Annotated in this window: 18 protein-coding genes; 13 read left to right on the top strand and 5 right to left on the bottom strand. The window is 62.1% G+C overall.

Going from position 1 to position 18512, the window contains the following annotated elements:
- The first annotated feature begins 157 nt into the window (after positions 1–157).
- The 13 genes from ubiE to ACWGXF_RS02045 all read left to right on the top strand — a co-directional run bounded on the left by ubiE (position 158) and on the right by ACWGXF_RS02045 (position 12865).
- Positions 158–889, top strand: a complete 732-nt coding sequence (ubiE, locus tag ACWGXF_RS02105) for a bifunctional demethylmenaquinone methyltransferase/2-methoxy-6-polyprenyl-1,4-benzoquinol methylase UbiE (protein WP_003065997.1) — start codon at positions 158–160, stop codon at positions 887–889.
- 51 nt (positions 890–940) lie between these two features.
- Entirely contained in the window at positions 941–1942 is a 1002-nt protein-coding gene (locus tag ACWGXF_RS02100) for a Tim44 domain-containing protein (RefSeq protein WP_452101658.1), read from the top strand.
- Between the two features lie 139 nt (positions 1943–2081).
- Positions 2082–2693, top strand: coding sequence for a hypothetical protein (locus ACWGXF_RS02095; RefSeq protein WP_003065999.1), 612 nt, complete (start codon positions 2082–2084; stop codon positions 2691–2693).
- The gene (gene ubiB, locus ACWGXF_RS02090) at positions 2690–4258 is read left to right on the top strand and encodes a ubiquinone biosynthesis regulatory protein kinase UbiB (RefSeq protein ID WP_012837124.1); all 1569 of its coding nucleotides are present in this window, start codon (positions 2690–2692) and stop codon (positions 4256–4258) included. Before ACWGXF_RS02095 ends, ubiB begins: the two co-directional genes overlap by 4 nt.
- Before the next feature lie 35 nt (positions 4259–4293).
- Positions 4294–5745, top strand: a complete 1452-nt coding sequence (locus tag ACWGXF_RS02085; RefSeq protein WP_039049628.1) for a sodium:solute symporter family protein — start codon at positions 4294–4296, stop codon at positions 5743–5745.
- 101 nt (positions 5746–5846) lie between these two features.
- Positions 5847–6116, top strand: coding sequence for an FmdB family zinc ribbon protein (locus ACWGXF_RS02080; RefSeq protein ID WP_039049629.1), 270 nt, complete (start codon positions 5847–5849; stop codon positions 6114–6116).
- 14 nt (positions 6117–6130) lie between these two features.
- The gene (locus ACWGXF_RS02075) at positions 6131–6775 is read left to right on the top strand and encodes a DUF502 domain-containing protein (RefSeq protein ID WP_003058473.1); all 645 of its coding nucleotides are present in this window, start codon (positions 6131–6133) and stop codon (positions 6773–6775) included.
- A gap of 18 nt (positions 6776–6793) precedes the next feature.
- The gene (gene aspS, locus ACWGXF_RS02070) at positions 6794–8599 is read left to right on the top strand and encodes an aspartate--tRNA ligase (protein WP_012837127.1); all 1806 of its coding nucleotides are present in this window, start codon (positions 6794–6796) and stop codon (positions 8597–8599) included.
- A gap of 243 nt (positions 8600–8842) precedes the next feature.
- Positions 8843–9346 carry a dihydroneopterin triphosphate diphosphatase gene (gene nudB / locus ACWGXF_RS02065; protein ID WP_256629799.1) on the top strand — a complete coding sequence of 168 codons (504 nt, stop codon included), beginning with the start codon at positions 8843–8845 and terminating at the stop codon, positions 9344–9346.
- Between the two features lie 14 nt (positions 9347–9360).
- Positions 9361–10125 (top strand): endonuclease/exonuclease/phosphatase family protein, encoded by a 765-nt coding sequence (locus ACWGXF_RS02060; RefSeq protein ID WP_003066010.1) that lies wholly within the window; start codon positions 9361–9363, stop codon positions 10123–10125.
- Positions 10126–10330: 205 nt separating this feature from the next.
- Positions 10331–11053: a GTP cyclohydrolase I gene (folE, locus tag ACWGXF_RS02055; protein ID WP_003073932.1), complete on the top strand. Its 723-nt coding sequence runs from the start codon at positions 10331–10333 to the stop codon at positions 11051–11053.
- A gap of 195 nt (positions 11054–11248) precedes the next feature.
- Positions 11249–12139 (top strand): DMT family transporter, encoded by an 891-nt coding sequence (locus tag ACWGXF_RS02050; protein ID WP_256629800.1) that lies wholly within the window; start codon positions 11249–11251, stop codon positions 12137–12139.
- A gap of 78 nt (positions 12140–12217) precedes the next feature.
- Positions 12218–12865 carry a LysE family translocator gene (locus ACWGXF_RS02045; protein ID WP_003066017.1) on the top strand — a complete coding sequence of 216 codons (648 nt, stop codon included), beginning with the start codon at positions 12218–12220 and terminating at the stop codon, positions 12863–12865.
- A 192-nt stretch (positions 12866–13057) separates the two neighbouring features.
- Here the strand turns inward: ACWGXF_RS02045 and ACWGXF_RS02040 are convergent, their stop codons facing one another.
- The 5 genes from ACWGXF_RS02040 to ACWGXF_RS02020 form a co-directional block, all read right to left on the bottom strand.
- Entirely contained in the window at positions 13058–14545 is a 1488-nt protein-coding gene (locus ACWGXF_RS02040; RefSeq protein WP_256629801.1) for an ABC transporter substrate-binding protein, read from the bottom strand.
- A 170-nt stretch (positions 14546–14715) separates the two neighbouring features.
- Positions 14716–15546 (bottom strand): ATP-binding cassette domain-containing protein, encoded by an 831-nt coding sequence (locus ACWGXF_RS02035; RefSeq protein ID WP_202787864.1) that lies wholly within the window; start codon positions 15544–15546, stop codon positions 14716–14718.
- Entirely contained in the window at positions 15543–16571 is a 1029-nt protein-coding gene (locus tag ACWGXF_RS02030; RefSeq protein WP_202787863.1) for an ABC transporter ATP-binding protein, read from the bottom strand. Before ACWGXF_RS02030 ends, ACWGXF_RS02035 begins: the two co-directional genes overlap by 4 nt.
- A gap of 6 nt (positions 16572–16577) precedes the next feature.
- Entirely contained in the window at positions 16578–17483 is a 906-nt protein-coding gene (locus ACWGXF_RS02025; protein WP_256629802.1) for an ABC transporter permease, read from the bottom strand.
- Positions 17480–18442 (bottom strand): ABC transporter permease, encoded by a 963-nt coding sequence (locus tag ACWGXF_RS02020; protein ID WP_256629803.1) that lies wholly within the window; start codon positions 18440–18442, stop codon positions 17480–17482. Before ACWGXF_RS02020 ends, ACWGXF_RS02025 begins: the two co-directional genes overlap by 4 nt.
- Positions 18443–18512: the final 70 nt, after the last annotated feature.

Genomic DNA, 18512 nt, shown 5'->3' with positions numbered 1-18512 from the left:
GGTTATTGAGGCTGGTGCTATATTTCCAATAGCTGGCAGCGCATGTGAAATAAGCGCTCAAGGCGAATTCTTTCAAAAAACCATAGTGCTTCAAAGCCTGTAGCCATACGGGGTTGTCGCTGTACGCGCAAGCACTGCCTGCTTAGCATTCTTTGTTATGAGCTCCACACACTTCGGATTCCAGACTGTTGATGAAAGCGAGAAGGCATCGCGCGTACGCGGTGTGTTCGACTCCGTGGCTTCCAAGTACGACGTCATGAACGACGTGATGTCGGGCGGTCTGCACCGCGCCTGGAAGGCTTACACGCTGATGGTGGCCAACCTCAAGGAAGGCGACAAGGCGCTGGATATCGCAGGCGGCACAGGAGATCTGTCCCTGGCTTTTTCCAAGAAGGTGGGCGCCAGCGGTCAGGTGGTGCACACCGACATCAACGAAGCCATGCTGCGCGTGGGGCGTGACCGTTTGACCGACAAGGGCGTGATCCTGCCCACGCTGGTCTGCGATGCGGAAAAGCTGCCTTTCCCCGACAACTATTTCGATCTGGTCAGCGTGGCCTTCGGCTTGCGCAATATGACGCACAAGGATGCAGCGCTCAAGGAAATGAACCGCGTGCTGCGCCCAGGCGGCAAGCTACTGGTGCTGGAGTTTTCCAAGGTGGCCAAGCCGCTGGAGAAAGTCTATGACTGGTACTCGTTCAAGATTTTGCCGACCATGGGCAAGATGATTGCCGGCGACGCCGAAAGCTATCGCTATCTGGCGGAGTCCATCCGCATGCACCCAGGCCAGAAGGAGCTCAAGGCCCTGATGCAGCAATGCGGCTTTGGCCATGTGGACTATCACAACATGACAGGAGGCGTCTGTGCCTTGCATGTGGGAATCAAATGTTAAGTGCGCCCTGTGCGCAGATTTGTAGCGACTTTCTATAAGAAGGGAGATGAGATGAAGAAACTTTGGTCAATTGCCTTGGTGGCAATGCTGGTGGTGGCACATGGTCAGGCCGATGCAAAACGCATGGGCGGTGGCTCATCGTTCGGCAAGCAGTCGGGCAACGTCACTCAACGCGAAGCGTCTCGTGCTCCCGCTCAGAATACCCAGCAGGCTCCGCAGCAGAGTGCGGCGCAGCAAAGCCGTGCTGCTCCGCCTGCAGCGGCTCCGGCCGCTGCACCCAAGAAGCCATGGGGCGCCATGCTGGGCGGCCTGGCCGCAGGCCTGGGCCTGGCCTGGCTGGCCAACTCGCTGGGCATGGGCGAAGCCTTTGCCAATATGCTGATGTTCGGTCTGCTGGCCATGGTGATCATGGTGGTGGTCGGCATGATCATGCGCCGTCGCAAGGCAGCACCTGCCGTGCAGAGCACCAGCAGTCCATTCGCCTTTCAGGGCGCAGGCAATCTGGGCGGTGATGTGAATGCACCTCAGGCACGCCAGTACAACCCCGAAAAAGTGGGCAATGACGCGTCGGCTCGTCCTTGGGAACAGAACCATATTCCCGAAGCCGCAGCTGCAGCTGGCGGCTCCATGATCGGCTCTGCCCTGTCGGGTTCGCAGAACTGGGGCGTGCCTGCAGACTTCGATGCCGAAGGCTTTCTCACGGCAGCCAAGCGCAACTTCGTGACGCTGCAGTCGGCCTGGGACAGGTCCGACATCACCACTCTGCGCTCCATGATGACCGACGAGATGCTCGCGGAAATCCGCAGCCAGCTGTCCGAGCGCGAGAGCCAGCGTGCCGGTGAACCCAACCACACCGACGTATTGATGATCGATGCCCAACTGCTGGGCATCGAAGATCTGGGCAATGGCTATATGGCCAGCGTCGAGTTCTCCGGCATGATCCGCGAAGAGGCATCGGCAGGCCCCAGCCCCTTCCGTGAAGTCTGGAACATGACCAAGCCCAAGAGTGGCACCAGCGGCTGGCTGGTGGCAGGCGTGCAGGCGTTGCAATAAGCGCTGCAGGAGGAGATTGCTCGCGGCCCATGCAAGGGGCACCGAGCAAGGGCCGCCCCGCAGCGATGGTGCCGTCCCCCTTGGGGGGAAGGCGCAAAGCGCCACAGGGGGGAATCAATTTCATGAATAATCGGGGACTATGGCAACACAGTCCCCTTTTTCTTTTCTGGGCGGTCTCGTCGAACGCGTGATGGCCGGTCCCCAAGCTCCCGAATGGCTGGTGAGTGAAATGCACCAGCGTCTGGTGCTTTTCCTCAATCACGTGCTGATGCAGGAAAAAGAGGCCATGGACCGCCTCGTGCGCCAGAAGGGGCGTATTGCGCGCGTGCAATGGCGCCAGTATTCGGTCGCCTTGCTGGTCACTCCTGCTGGCCTGTTCGACGTGGCTCCTGCGGAGGCTGCGCCCGATCTGATGCTGGAAGTCACCGAGACCTCTCCTCTGTCGCTGGCCCAGACGGCCTTGCGTGGCGACAAGCCCAGCATTCGCATCGAAGGCGATGTGCAGTTTGCCGCCGAGATCAATTGGCTGGTGGATAACGTCAAGTGGGATGTGGAGGAAGATCTGGCTCGCCTGATTGGCGATGTGCCGGCCCACACCATTGGCAAGGTGGCACGCACGGCCGCACAGGGGCTGCGTCAGTTCGTCGGCGCACGCATGGGCAGCAAGTCTGCCTCTGCTGCCGATGTCGCCAATCCTGCCGGCACGGCACCCGTGGCAGCCATGCCCGGGGCCGATTACACACAGCCATGAGCCGCTTTCTGCGGGGCTGGGCCATCCTCTGGGTGGTGTTTCGTTATGGACTCGATGAGCTGGTGCTCTCCGGGATTCCCCATCCGCGCCTGCGCAGCCTGCGCGGCGTGCTGACCTTTGGCCGCAAGCTGGACAAGCCACGTGGCGTGCGCCTGCGCGAAGCGCTGGAAGAGCTGGGACCCATCTTCGTGAAGTTCGGTCAGGTGCTGTCTACGCGCAGCGACCTGATGCCGCCCGATGTGGCCGAGGAACTGGCCAAGCTGCAGGACCGCGTGCCGCCGTTCGATTCCCAGATCGCGGTGGACACCATCGAGCGTTCCTTTCGCAAGCCGCTGGAGCAGATCTTCATCAGCTTCGAGCGTGAGCCCGTGGCCAGCGCGTCCATCGCCCAGGTGCACTTTGCCAGGGTTCGCGACAAGTCCGGCGTCGAGCACGATGTCGCCGTCAAGGTGCTGCGCCCGGGCATGAAGTCCGTGATCGACAAGGATCTGGCACTGATGCACATGATGGCGAGCTGGCTGGAAAAGCTCTCCCATGATGGCAAGCGGCTCAAGCCCAAGGAAGTGGTTGCCGAGTTCGACAACTATCTGCATGACGAGCTGGACCTGATCCGCGAAGCCTCCAATGCCGCGCAATTGCGCCGCAATATGGAAGGGCTGGATCTGGTGCTGATCCCCGAGATCCACTGGGATTACTGCCACACCGATGTGATGGTGATGGAGCGCATGAAGGGCGTGCCCATCAGCCAGGTCGAGCGCCTGCGCGAAGCCGGCGTGGACATCCCCAAGCTGGCGCGCGATGGCGTGACCATCTTCTTTACCCAGGTGTTCCGCGACGGCTTCTTTCATGCCGATATGCACCCGGGCAACATCATGGTCAGCCTGGAGCCCGATACCTTCGGGCGCTATATCTCGCTGGACTTCGGCATCGTCGGCACGCTGACCGAGTTCGACAAGGAATATCTGGCGCAGAACTTCCTGGCCTTCTTCCGCCGCGACTACAAGCGTGTTGCCGCCTTGCATGTGGAAAGCGGCTGGGTGCCGGCCACGACGCGCGTCGAGGAGCTGGAGGCGGCCATCCGCGCCGTCTGCGAGCCTTATTTCGACCGGCCGCTGGCTGAAATCTCGCTGGGCATGGTGCTGATGCGCCTGTTCCAGACCTCGCGCCGTTTCCAGGTCGAGATCCAGCCCCAGCTGGTGCTGCTGCAAAAGACCCTGCTCAATATCGAAGGCCTTGGCCGTCAGCTCGACCCCAACCTCGACCTCTGGAGCACGGCCAAGCCCTTCCTCGAGAAATGGATGCTGGACCAGATGGGGCCGCAGCGCCTATGGCATGAGCTGCAGGCGCAGGCGCCGCGTTACGCCAAGATCCTGCCCGACATTCCGCGCGTGCTGCACCAGTATCTGTCCAGGCATGGCGCCGGCAACGACAGCGAGACCCTGCTCAAGGAGCTGCTGCAGCAGCAGAAAACGACCAACCGTCTGCTGCAGGCCATCCTCTGCGGCGGCATCGGTTTCGTCATCGGGCTGGTGGTGCTGCAGGTTCTGCTGCGCATCCGCTTCTGAGCTTTCCCTTTCTTTAGAGTTCGAGGAGTGCCAGCGTGCTGCTCTCATTGGTGATCGTCTACCTGTTAGTGACCATCGGCATTGGTCTGTGGGCCGCCAGACGCGTGAAGAACACGGCGGATTTCGCCATTGCCGGCCGTCATCTGCCGCTCTACATGATCATCACCACCACCTTTGCGACCTGGTTCGGGTCCGAGCTGGTGCTGGGCGTGCCTGCCAAGTTCATCGAAGGCGGACTGCATGCGCTGGTGGAAGATCCATTTGGCGCGGGCATGTGCCTGATTCTGGTGGGTGTGTTCTTTGCGGCCAAGCTCTACCGCATGAATCTGCTGACCATCAGCGACTACTACCGCTCGCGCTATGGCCGAGCTATCGAGGTGGTCTGCTCGCTGATCATCATGCTCAGCTATCTGGGCTGGGTTTCGGCCCAGGTCACGGCGCTGGGCCTGGTGTTCAACCTGCTCTCGGGCGGTGTCGTCAGCATTCCCATGGGCATGACGATAGGCGTGCTCTCCGTGCTGGTCTACACGCTGTTCGGCGGCATGTGGTCCGTGGCAGTGACGGATTTCGTGCAGATGATCATTCTGGTCGCCGGCCTGCTGATACTGGCCTTCTTTGCCGGTGACATGGCGGGCGGCGCGGGCAAGGTGGTCGATCTGGCCACCAGCCGGGATCTGTTCAAGTTTCTGCCCGAGCCCTCGCTGCATGAAATCGTCTTCTTCATCGGGGCTGCCGTGACCATGATGCTGGGCTCGATTCCGCAGCAGGACATCTTCCAGCGCGTGATGTCGGCAGACACCGAGAAATCGGCCGTGCGCGGCACCATCATCGGTGGCGCCTGCTATGTGATCTTTGCCTTCGTGCCCATGTTCCTGGTGGCCAGTGCGCTCATCATCATGCCCGCTGAAGCCACGGCCCTGCTGGCCGATGATCCGCAGAAGGTGCTGCCCACCCTGGTGATGGACAAGATGCCGTTTGCCATGCAGGTGCTGTTCTTCGGCGCGCTGCTCTCGGCCATCAAGTCCTGCGCGTCGGCCACCTTGCTGGCTCCCAGCGTGACTTTTACCGAGAACATCTGGCGCCAGTTCCGTCCCTACACCACGGACAAGGACAATCTCAGGACCATGCGCATCAGCGTGCTGGTGTTCGCGGCCTGTGTGCTGGCCTATTCGATAGCCATGGAAGGCACGCCCATCTATGAGCTGGTCGCCAGCGCCTATCAGGTGCCGCTGGTGGGGGCCTTCGTGCCACTGGTGTTCGGCCTGTACTGGAAGCGAGCCACCACCCAGGGCGCCATCAGTGCCGTGGCGCTGGGCATCGGTGTGTGGCTGGTCTTCATGGTCACGCCCGCGCTCAACCAGGCTTTTCCACAGCAGCTGGCTGGTCTTTTGGCTGCGGTTGCCGGCATGCTGGCGGGCTCGCTGCTGCCCCAGTGGGTCAGCAACCATCACCGTGAAATCGAGTCCCTGGCCGAGATCAAGGCTTGAGAGATCAAGCCGGCTGCACCGGGGCTTGCTTGCGCAGCGCAGCAAAACCAGGGGCGGCGCCTATAATTGAGGGTTTTTGCACTTTCCCCGTTTTTAGCGCTATGCCTATCTATGCATACAAGTGTGGCTCCTGCGGTCACGCCAAGGATGTGCTGCAGAAAATCTCGGACGCGCCGCTGACCGTGTGCCCAGCTTGCGGGGCCGAGGCCTTTTCCAAGCAGCTCACCGCTCCGGGCTTTCAGCTCAAGGGTTCTGGCTGGTATGCCACGGACTTCAAGAACAGCGGCAGCAAGCCGGCTGCAAGCACCTCTTCATCCAGTGACAGTGCCGCTGCACCTGCAGCAGCTGCCCCTGCGCCCGCCAATTCCTGAGGCTTACCCACACTATGTCTGCATTGCGCAAGTGGCTGATTGCCGGTTTGCTGGTCATCGTTCCCCTGGTGATCACGCTGGGCGTGCTCAACTGGATCATCGGAACGCTGGATCAGACGCTGGCCATTCTTCCCGAAGCCTGGCAGCCCGACAGATTGCTGGGCATGCATATTCCGGGCTTTGGCGTTATTCTGACCTTGCTGATTCTGCTGCTCGTGGGCGGCATTGCCAGCAATTTCATCGGCCGCAAGCTGGTGGGCTGGGGTGATGCGCTGGTGCGTCGCATTCCCGTGGTGCGCTCCATCTATTCCAGCGTCAAGCAGGTCTCGGACACCGTGTTCTCCGACAGCGGCAACGCTTTTCGCACGGCGGTGCTGGTGCAGTGGCCGCGCGAGGGCGTATGGACCGTGGCTTTCGTCACAGGCCAGCCCAGCGGTGAAGTGGCGGCTTTGCTGCGCGATGAATATGTGAGCGTCTTCGTGCCCACCACACCCAACCCCACCGGGGGTTACTTCGTGCTGGTGCGCAAGAGCGAATGCATCGAGCTGGAAATGAGTGTGGATGCGGCGCTCAAATACATTGTTTCGATGGGCGTGGTGGCTCCGCCAGACCTCGCCTTGATCGAAGAATCCAAACAAACAACCTTGTCGCACCCCTAAGGTGCAGGAAGAATTTTCATGGCAATGCGTTCTCAATACTGCGGTCTGGTGACCGAAGCCCAAATGGGCGAAACCGTGACCCTGTGCGGCTGGGTGAACCGCCGCCGTGACCATGGTGGCGTGATCTTCATCGACCTGCGCGACCGTGAAGGCTATGTGCAGGTGGTCTGCGACCCCGACCGCGCCGAGATGTTCAAGGTGGCCGAAGACGTGCGCAACGAGTTCTGCGTGCAGGTCAAGGGTGTGGTGCGTGCGCGTCCCGCCGGCACCACCAACGACAAGCTCAAGAGCGGTCAGATCGAAGTGCTGTGCCATGAACTGAACGTGCTCAACGCTTCCGTCACGCCTCCTTTCCAGCTGGACGACGACAATCTGTCGGAAACCGTGCGCCTCACGAATCGCGTGATGGATCTGCGCCGTCCCGTGATGCAGCGCAATATGATGCTGCGTTACAAGACCGCCATCCAGGTGCGCAACTTCCTCGACAAGGAAGGCTTCATCGACATCGAGACTCCCATGCTGGGCAAGTCCACGCCTGAAGGCGCCCGTGACTACCTGGTGCCCTCGCGTGTGCATGACGGCGAATTCTTCGCGCTGCCCCAGTCGCCCCAGCTGTACAAGCAGATGCTGATGGTCTCGGGCTTCGACCGCTACTACCAGATCACCAAGTGCTTCCGCGACGAAGACCTGCGCGCTGATCGCCAGCCTGAATTCACGCAGATCGACTGCGAAACCTCTTTCCTGAACGAAGAGGAAATCCGCGCCATCTTCCAGCGCATGATCAAGGAAGTGTTCCAGACCCAGTTGAACGTGGATCTGGGCGAGTTCCCCATCATGACCTACCAGGATGCGGCCTTCCGCTTCGGTTCGGACAAGCCCGACCTGCGCGTCAAGCTGGAGTTCACCGAGCTGACCGACATCATGGGCGATGTGGACTTCAAGGTCTTCTCCACCCCCGCCACCACCAAGGGCGGCCGTGTCGTGGCCCTGCGCGTGCCCGGCGGCGCTGCCATCTCGCGTGGCGAGATCGACGGCTACACCGAGTTCGTCAAGATCTACGGTGCCAAGGGTCTGGCCTGGATCAAGGTCAACGAAGTGGCCAAGGGCCGTGAAGGCCTGCAGTCGCCCATCGTCAAGAACCTGCACGATGCAGCGATTGCCGAAATCCTCAAGCGCACCGGCGCCCAGGATGGCGACCTCATCTTCTTCGGCGCCGACAAGGAAAAGATCGTCAACGACTCCATCGGCGCCCTGCGCCTGAAGGTCGGCCACAGCGAATTCGGCAAGAAGAGCGGCCTGTTCGAAGACAAGTGGGCGCCGCTGTGGGTGGTGGACTTCCCCATGTTCGAGCATGACGAGGAGTCCGGTCGCTGGGTGGCCGTGCACCACCCCTTCACCTCGCCCAAGGACGGTCACGAAGACCTGATGGACACCGATCCCGGCAAGTGCATTGCCAAGGCCTACGACATGGTTCTGAACGGCTGGGAACTGGGCGGCGGCTCGGTGCGTATCCACCGCGCCGACGTGCAGGCCAAGGTGTTTGAAGCCCTGAACATCACGCCCGAGCAGCAACGTGCCAAGTTCGGCTATCTGCTGGACGCGCTGCAGTACGGTGCGCCTCCCCATGGCGGCCTGGCCTTCGGCCTGGATCGTCTGATCACGCTGATGACCGGCTCCGACTCCATCCGCGACGTGATTGCCTTCCCCAAGACACAGCGCGCCCAGGATCTGCTGACCCAGGCTCCCTCGCCTGTGGACGAGAAGCAGCTGCGCGAGCTGCACATCAAGCTGCGCAACCCCATGGTGGTCACCACCGAGGCTTGATTGCCAAGCTCCCCGTGAACAGCGCCGGTCGCTGTTCACCGCTGGGCGCCAGTTCGCGAAAGCGGCTGGCGCTTTTTTGTTGCTTTGAAATCGGGAGCTGCTTGCGCCTGTCAATCTTGAAATTCAGATGGTTATCAGTCTGAATTCAATGAATGGAGAGCGGTTGAAGCTATGAATATTGATGGCTATCAAGCAGCAGGGCGACTCAGCCTGCTGTCATGCTGGCCGCGCTAATATGCTGCGATGGAAGTCAGGCCCTACAAGATTCCGCAGTCCGTGCTGGTCGTGATCTACCGTGAAGACGGGCAGGTGTTGCTGCTGCGTCGAAGCATTGCCGCGCTCGAGGGAGAGCCTTTCTGGCAATCCGTCACGGGCAGCAAGGACAGCCTGGACGAGGACTGGCATGAAACCGCCGTGCGCGAGGTGCTTGAGGAAACCGGCATCAATGCGCTGGCGCCGGACTGTTGCCTGACCGACTGGGAACTCGAGAACGTCTACGCCATCTATCCTCAATGGCTGCATCGTTACGCGCCGGGCGTCAGCCATAACCAGGAGCGTGTCTTCGGCCTCCGTGTGCCGCATCACATGACCGTGCACTTGAATCCCAGGGAGCACACCGCACATGATTGGCATGATTGGCGTGAGGCAGCCCAGCGCTGCTTTTCTTCTTCCAACGCAGAAGCTATTTTGCTGTTGCCGCGCTTCGAGCCGGCGCTGGTCGAGCGCCGCTGCAGGCCGCAGCCTTGAAACCAACAGTGCCTATGTCTGAAGTTCAGTTGTTTACGCCGCCAGAGCCGCAGATCCTGCGCGTGGCCACCTACAACATTCACAAGGGTGTGCAGGGCCTGGGCCCTGCCAGGAGGCTGGAGATTCACAATCTGGGACTCGCGGTGGAGCAGCTCGATGCGGACATCGTCTGCCTTCAGGAGGTTCGCAAGATGAACCGCAAGGAGGAGCAGTATTTCGACCGCTGGCCCAATGTGCCGCAGGCCGAGTATCTGGCTCCCGAAGGCTATGAGTCCGTCTATCTGACCAATGCCTACACCCGGGATGGCGAGCACGGCAATGCGCTGCTCAGCCGCTGGCCCGTGATCGGCTACCAGCATGAGGACATCTCTGACCACCGCTTCGAGCAGCGCGGCCTGCTGCATGTGGAGCTGGACATCCACGGCAAGCGCGTGCACTCCATCGTCGTGCACCTGGGTCTGATTCCGGGCAGCCGCATTCGCCAGATTGCGTTGCTGCAGCGTTTCATCGAACGCGAGGTGCCGCCCAATGCACCGCTGGTGGTGGCGGGCGACTTCAATGACTGGGGCAACCAGATCAAGCGCATGCTGGCGGGTTTCGGCCTGTTCGAGTACGAGGAAACGCAGGGCATTCTGACCTACCCTTCGCGGCTGCCGATTGCTCAGCTCGACCATATCTATGTGCGCGGCCTGACCCCGCTGGGGCTGCAGGTGCCCAAGGGGCGCATCTGGTGGCGCATGTCGGATCATCTGCCGCTGATCGCAGAGTTCAAGCTGTAGCAGCCCTGATCCCGGCCCCGCGCCTGCTGCTTGGGCGGGCGCGACAGCCTCGCCGCGCGGCGGCGCTTGCTCGCTGTCTCCGGTCGGGTGCATGCTTATTTTGAGATTGCTCCTGAAACCATAGCTTCCAACGCCTTGTAAACATGCATCTGGACGGCAAATCCTTTGTAGCTTCGGGAAGTTGATTCACTGGTACCATTCTTGAATGTTCAGAGATCTCGCCGACATGAAAAAAGACAACTCAGCCGAAGGAACACCCGTTTCGGTCAAGATCCGCGAGCGGCTGCAGGCAGCTAAGAAACGTTTCCACGCCAACGACAACATTGCCGAATTCATTGAGCCCGGCGAGCTGGAGAAGCTGCTGGACGAGGTGCAGGAGAAGATGCAGGGCGTGCTCGACTCCATGGTCATCGACACCGTGCATGACCACAACACGCGCGCCACGGCCCGCCGTGTGGCCAAGATGTATGTGAATGAGGTGTTCCGCGGCCGTTATGTGCATCAGCCGGCCATCACTGAATTCCCCAACGCCGAACACTTGAACGAGCTGATGATCGTCGGCCCGATCACCGTGCGCAGCGCCTGCAGTCACCACCTGTGTCCCGTGATCGGCAAGATCTGGATCGGCGTGCTGCCCAACAAGAACACCAATGTGATCGGTCTGTCCAAGTACGCGCGTCTGGTGGACTGGATCATGGGTCGCCCACAGATCCAGGAAGAGGCCATCATTCAGCTGGCCGACCTGATCATGGACAAGACCCGACCCGACGGGCTGGCCGTGGTCATGGAGGCCTCGCATTTCTGCATGTCCTGGCGCGGCGTGCGCGAGATGGATTCCAAGATGCTGAACTCCGTCATGCGCGGCGCTTTCCTCACCAACTCCGAACTGCGCCGCGAATTCCTGTCGCTCATAGCAGCCCGCAAGTAAATGATCCCCCTGTGGCGCTTCGCGCCTTCCCCCGAGGGGGGACGACGCCTTCGCTGCGGGGCGGCCCTTGCTTGGCGTCTCTCACATGTGCTGCGCCAGTTTCATCACGGACTGGCCATGTTCGGCCAGATGAAGCACTGAATTTTTCCTTTCAAAAGGCTGCGCATCGCGCGGCCTTTTGCATTTCCGGCTCTCATGTCCCTGCAAGCGTTCACTCTCATCATTCTGGCCGGCCTGATCCATTCGGGCTGGAATATCGTGGCCAAGAAGGCGGGTGGAGATGCCCGTTTTTCGCTCTACACCGCCATCTGCAATGCCGTCATCTGGCTGCCGCTGGGCTGGTGGCTGGGCAAGGATGTGGTGCCGGCCTGGGGCTGGATGGAGTGGGCCTTCGTCACCGCCAGCGCCGTGCTGCATGTGGCTTATTTCGTGGTGCTGCTGCGCGGCTACCGCGTGGCCGATCTCACCGTGGTCTATCCGCTGGCGCGCGGCAGCGGGCCACTGATCTCATCGCTGGTGGCGGTGATGTTTTTGGGGGAACAGATTTCAACGCTGGGGGCTGCCGGCATTGCGGGCGTGGTGCTGGGTGTGTTCCTGATCGCGGGCGGTCCGCGCATGATCGTGGCCATTCGCGACGGACAGGACCTGGAGGCGCGTCAGCGTGTGCTCGCGGGCCTCTACTATGGCCTGCTGACGGGCTTGTTCATTGCCAGTTACACCGTGGTGGACAGCTATGCCGTCAAGATGCTGCTGATGTCGCCGATTCTGGTGGACTATATGGGCAACCTGATCCGCCTGGTGATTCTGGCGCCGCTGGCCGCCCGGGACTGGCCCGAGACCAAGCGCCTGTGGCGTCTGCAGTGGCGTTACGCGGCAGTGGTGGCTTTCTTCAGCCCCATTGCCTATGTGCTGGTGCTCTATGCGGTGCAAAGCGCGCCCATCTCTCACGTCGCTCCGGCGCGCGAGGTGTCCATGTTGTTCGCAGCGCTGATCGGCGGCAGGTTGCTGGGCGAGGGCGACCGCGCCTTGCGCATTGCCGGGGCCGTGATGATTGCCCTGGGCGTGACGGCACTGGGGCTGGGTTGAAGTGAGTCGTTTGTCGAAAAGGCCTGTAGCCCTTGTCGATGAATCGCAAATAGCTATTGTTTTTGAAGAGAGCTGAAAATGCCGACCTGGGAAGTCCTGATCACATTCTTTGGCGTGGCCTTGCTGCTGGGCCTGAGCCCCGGCCCCGACAACCTGTTTGTGCTGGTGCAATCGGCACAGCGCGGCTGGCGCGTAGGGCTGTGCGTGGTGCTGGGCCTGTGTCTGGGCATTGTCGGACATACGGCCGCCGTGGCGCTGGGACTGGCGGCCGTGGTGGCCACATCGCCCATGCTGTTCACGGTGCTCAAGCTCTGCGGCGCCGCCTATCTGGCCTATCTGGCCTGGGGTGCATGGCATGCGCCGGTCAGCGTCGAAGAAAGTGCCAGGGCGCAGGAGCAGCGCGATGTGCTGACTCTGCGCTCCGCCATGGGCTGGGTGGGCAGAGGCGTGGTCATGAACCTGACCAACCCCAAGGTGCTGATCTTCTTTCTGGCCTTTTTGCCCCAGTTCGCCGACCCCGCTCGCGGCAGCGTGCCAGTGCAGATCATGGTGCTGGGCAGCGTCTTCATGGCAGCAGCTTGGCTGGTCTTTGGCTCTATCGCCTGTTTCTCGGGGCTCTTTGGCCAGATCCTGCAGCGCTCCGTGCGTGCCCAGCGCTGGCTGAACCGCATCGCTGCGACCGTTTTCGGTGCGCTCGCACTTCGTCTTGTGATGGTGCAACGCTAGAGGCAAACACTCTTAAAACTGGCGCGCCCCAGCAAAGGGGCAGCGAGCAAGGGCCTGTGCCGGCCGCGCCGCAGCGAGGCTTTCGTCCCTCTCTGTCCCTCTCTGTCCCCTCCCATAGTGTTCGAAGCACGTAGAGAGAGGGGCGCCCGGCAGGGGGAAGGCGCGTAGCGCCTCAGGGGGAGCTTGTCGTTCTTATCCCCAGGATAGCGCAGACAAGTCATTGACAAACACCGGCATGTCCTTCCACAGCCCGCGCAGCTTCTTGTTCGCCACGGTCACCCACTGCGGGGTGTAGAGAAAGCCGTGCACCGAATCATGCGCCAGCAGGCGCTGGGCGTCGCCAAGCAGGCGTGCGCGGTCGGCGGGGCGCGGTGTGTGCTTGATCTTGTCGAAAAGTTCGTTGAATTCCTGGGACTGGTAGCCCCAGTAGTAATCGGGCTTGGCAAAGTTGCCCAGATCAAACGGCTCCACATGCGAAATGATGGTCAGGTCGTAGTTCTTGTTGGTGTAGGTGCCCGACAGCCACTGTGCCCATTCCACATTCTGCAGCTTGAGCTGGATGCCGATCTTGGCCAGTTGGGCTGCAATCAGCTCGCCGCCTTGGCGCGCATAGGGCGCGGGCGGCAGCGTCATGGTCAGGGTCAGCGGGGTCTTGACGCCAGCTTCAGCCATCAGAGCCTTGGCTTTTTCCAGGTCAAAGGGGTTGACACCTGTGGTGTCCACATAGCCAAAGGCCGTGGGCACATAGTAGCTGCCGATGGGCACGCCATAGCCATCGGCGGCACCGGCAATCACGGCCTTGCGATCGATGGCGGCGGCAATGGCACGGCGCACGCGGATATCGCTGAGCGGCTTTCGCGCATTGTTGATGGCCAGAATGGTCTTGGCGCGCGAGTTGCTCACCACCACCTGAAAGCGGGCGTTGGCTTTGAACTGGGGCACGCTGCGCGGCGAGACCCGCGGGAAGGCATCGACATCGCCGGCCAGCAGGGCTGCAACCTGTGCTGCGGGATCGGGGATGAAGCGGAACACGGCGCGCTTGATGCGAATGCTCTGTGCCGAGCGATAGCCGGGCCAGGCGGTCAGCGTGACCGATGCACCCTTGGCCCAGGCCGCCAGCTTGTAGGGGCCGGTGCCCACGGGCTTGCTGGTGTTGGTGGTGGCGCTCTTGGGTTCGACAACGATGGAGGTTGCCTGACCCATCATGAACAGAAAGTCGGGATCGATCTCCTGGTTGGTCAGCACCACCGTATGCTCGTCGGCGACCTTGGTGCTCAGATTGGCAAAGGTGCGCTTGTCCTTGTTGGTGCTTTTGTCGGCGGCCGCGCGGTCGAACGAGAACTTGACGGCGGCAGCGTTGAAGGGCTCTCCGTTCTGGAACTTCACATCCTTGCGCAGGCGAAAGGTATAGGTCTTGAGATCGGACGAGACTTCCCAGCTTTCGGCCAGCAGAGGCGAGACGCTGCCGTCGGAGTTGATCTTGGTCAGCGTCTCAAACACGTTGTAGAGCACGACTTCGGCAATCGAGGAGGCAGCCCCGGCCGTGGGGTCCAGTCCTGGCGGCTCCAGCGTCATGGCCAGCGTGACACTGTCTTTCTTGGCCTGGGCCATGGCAGGCCAGGCGGCGAACAAGGGCAAGCTGGCAGCCGAGCTGGCCAGCAAGGAGCGGCGATTGAGCATCAACAAAGTCTCCGATGGGGGGCTGGCCGCATGGGGCCATCAAAAGCGCTGCAAGTCATCGCGGGGAGCGGACTTGTTTCATATGCGTTTTTACACCAGTCGGAGCAGTCTTTGCAGTGGTCGCAGGCATATCGCTGCTGCGAGTGTGAACAACTGTTTGCCGGCCCGGTTCAGATGACTCGCGGTGCGGCCTTGACCAAGGCCTGGGTATAGGGGTGCTCGGGGGCGGAGAACAGCTTGCGCGGTGTGCCGCGCTCCACCACTTCACCCTGATGGAGCACTATGACCTGATCGCAGACATGCTGGACCACGGCCAGGTCATGGCTGATGAACAGATAGGACAGGCCCAGCTCGCGCTGCAGGTCCTGCATGAGATTGAGCACCTGGGCCTGTACCGAGACATCGAGCGCGCTGACCGGCTCGTCGGCCACGATCAGGCGGGGGCGGGTTATCAGAGCGCGGGCAATGGCGATGCGCTGGCGTTGGCCGCCGGAGAACTCGTGCGGATATTTGTCGGCGTCCTGCGCGCGCAGACCGACCTGGTCAAGCACGCTCAGCACCTGCTGGCGCCTGGCAGGTCGACTGAGCTTCTCATGAGTCGTTCCCAAAGGCTCGCTGACGATGGCTTCCACTGTCATGCGCGGGTCCAGCGACCCATAGGGGTCCTGAAACACCATCTGGAAGTCGCGCCGCGCGGCGCGCAGTTCCTGTTCGGACAGCAGGTGCAGATTGCGGCCCAGCAGTTCCACCCTGCCTTCGCTGGGGCGGTCCAGAGCCATGACCAGACGTGCCAGCGTGGACTTGCCGGAGCCGGATTCGCCGACCACGCCCAGGCTTTGTCCGCCCTGCAGCTCGAAACTCACGCCGCGCAGCGCCTGCAGCGGCTCGGGCTTGTGCCACAGCGATGTACGGGAGCGTGAATATGCGCGTTTCAGGCCGCTAACCCTGAGCAAGATTGCGCTGCTGGTTCCAGCTTCAGAGGTTTCGGCTGGCTCGTTCATGTCCTTGCTCCTGCCGTCAGCACCTGTTCATACAGGCAGCGTGCCACATGGGGCTGGCGCCAGGAAGCGAGAGAGGCAGGTGCCGCCATGCTGGGCTGGTGCAGCGTGCGAGGCTGGGGGCGCTCCACATAGCACTCGTTCTGAGTATGGGCGCAGCGGCCCGCAAACGGGCAGCCTGCGGGCAGGTCCACGAGCTCCGGCACGGCTCCGGCAATGGTGGGCAGATGGACTGTACCTTCTGTGGCGTGGAGTTGCGGGCGTGCAGCGAACAGGCCGCGCGTATAGGGGTGGGCGCGCCTGGCGAACACCGCTTCCGTCATGCCGGATTCGACCACGGTGCCGCCATACATGACCAGCAGCTGCTCCGCATTCTGGGCAATCACACCCAGATCATGGCTGATGAGCACCAGCGCCATGGAATGCTCGGCCACCAGCTCCTGCAGCAGATCCAGAATGCGCTGCTGAACCGTCACATCCAGGGCTGTGGTGGGCTCGTCGGCCACCAGCAGATCGGGACCGCAGGCCAGAGCCATGGCAATCATGATGCGCTGGCGCTGGCCGCCGGAGAACTGGTGCGGATATTCATCGAGCCGCTGCGCAGCCTGTGCAATGCCCACTCTCTCCAGCAGCTCGGTGGCGCGGGCGCGGGCCTGGGCGCGGCTCATTCCCAGATGAAGCCGCAGCGGCTCTGCCACTTGGCGGCCGATGCTGTGCACGGGGTTGAGGGCACTCATGGGTTCCTGAAACACCATGGCCATGCGGTTGCCGCGCAGGGCGCAGAGCTGGCGCTCGCTCAGGCCCAGCAGTTCCTGGCCGTCCAGCTGGATGCTGCCTTCCACCTGTGCGTGTTCGGGCAGCAGGCCCATCAGCGCCAATGCCGTCAGCGATTTACCGCAGCCCGATTCGCCGATCAGGCCCAGTGTGGCACCGCGCTCCAGCGTAAAGCTCACATCGCGCACGGCCTGGGCCCGGCCGCGATGGGTCTGTAAATTGATGGTGAGGTTGGAGACTTCAAGCAAAGCCATGGTGATTCAACGCTCGCGTGTCAGTCGGGGGTCCAGCAGGTCGCGCAGACCGTCGCCCAGCAGGTTCAGACCCAGCACCGACAAGGCGATTGCCAGGCCGGGCCAGACGGCCAGCAGCGGCGCCTGGAACATCAGGGTCTGGGCTTCGCTGAGCATGCGTCCCCAGGATGGCTGGGGCGGCTGCGTGCCCAGCCCCAGATAGGATAGGGCGGCCTCGGCCAGAATGGCCAGCGCAAACTGAATGGTGGCCTGCACGACCAACACGGCCGCAATATTGGGCAGCACATGCTGCAAAGTGATGGCACTGCGGCTTTTGCCGCAGGCGCGCGCGGCCAGCACGTAGTCGCGCGCCCAGATGGCATTGGCCGAGGCGCGGGTGATGCGCGCAAAGGTGGGGATGTTGAAGATGCCGATGGCAATGATGGCATTGACCATGCCGGCTCCAAACACGGCTGTGAGCATGATGGCCGAGAGCAGGGCTGGAAAGGCAAAGGTGAAGTCCGCCAGCCGCATGATGATTTCCTCCACCCAGCCACGGCGTGCAGCGGCGACCAGGCCCAGCACCACACCCAGCGTCAGACCTATGCCCACGGCGATCAGGCCCACGGCAATCGACGCACGTGCGCCGACCAGAATCTGCGAGGCAATATCGCGCCCGAAGGCATCGGTGCCCAGCCAGTGCCGGCTGCTGCTGGCCTGCAGGGCTGCGTCCATATCCACTTCATAGGCCGAGCCGGGCGTCCAGGCAAAAGACAGCAGCGCGGCGGCAATCAGCAAGGTCGTGAGCAGGGCGCCGAGCACAAAGCTGCGGTGCTGCAAGGCGCGCCGGCCAAAGCCTTGGGGCTGTGTGCGCGTGAAGGCGCGTGTCGGGTAGTCGCTCACACTGGCGCGGGTATCGGTCGGCCTGCTCATATATCGCCGGCCTTGATGCGGGGGTCGATGGCGGCATAAAGCACGTCGACGACAAAATTCACCACCACCACCATGGCGGCCAGCAGCAGCACGCAGTTGCGCACCACGATCACATCTCGGTTGGAAATGGATTGAAAGATCAGCCGGCCCAGGCCCGGCAGATAGAACACGTTCTCCACCACGATGGTGCCTGCCAGAAGATTGGCGAACTGCAGTCCCATGACGGTGACGACGGGAATCATGGCGTTGCGCAGCACATGACGCCAGAGCGCCTCGCCGCGTGACAGTCCCTTGGCGCGGGCCGTGCGCACAAAGTCCTCGCGCAGCACCTCCAGCACCGCAGAGCGGGTGATGCGCGCCAGGATGGCTGCCTGCACCACGGCCAGCGCAACGGCAGGCAGCAGCAGTGCCTGCAGTGCAGGCCAGAAGCCGCCGCCGGCCTCTTCGCTCCAACCCGGAAAGCCGCCGGCCGAGAACCATTGCAGCTTCACCGAGAACAGCAGGATCAGAAGAATCGCAAACCAGAAGTTGGGGATGGCAATGCCGATCTGGGCCAGGCCCATGAGGCCCACATCGCCCCAGCGTTTATGGTTGGCGGCTGCAAACACTCCCGCAGCAATGGCCAGCACGGCGGTGATGCACATGGCCATGACGGCCAGCGGCACGGTGACCGCAAGGCGTTCCCAGACCAGTTCGGCCACGGGCGAGCCATAGACGTAGCTGTCGCCCATGTCGCCGTGCAGCAAGCCGGTTATCCACTGCCAGTAGCGCGTCAGCGCGGGCTGGTCCAGGCCCAGTTGCTGAACCATGGCCGTCACGGCCTCGGGCTCGGCATCGGGGCCCATGAGCATCTGGGCTGCATCGCCGGGCAGGACTTCCAGCACGGCGAAAACCACGATGGAGGCACCGATCAATGTGGCGACCAGCGTAAGCAGGCGTTTGAGCAAGAAGATGCTCATGGCGTGGGGTGTTGTTTCATCGTGAAGTGGGCTCAGACGCGGTGTTTGCGTGCTGCGCAGCATAGCGGCA

The sequence above is a fragment of the Comamonas sp. HJ-2 genome (genome assembly GCF_053615495.1).
The sequence above is the reverse complement of the archived record's forward strand: the minus strand, read 5'-3'. Positions and strand labels throughout refer to the sequence as shown.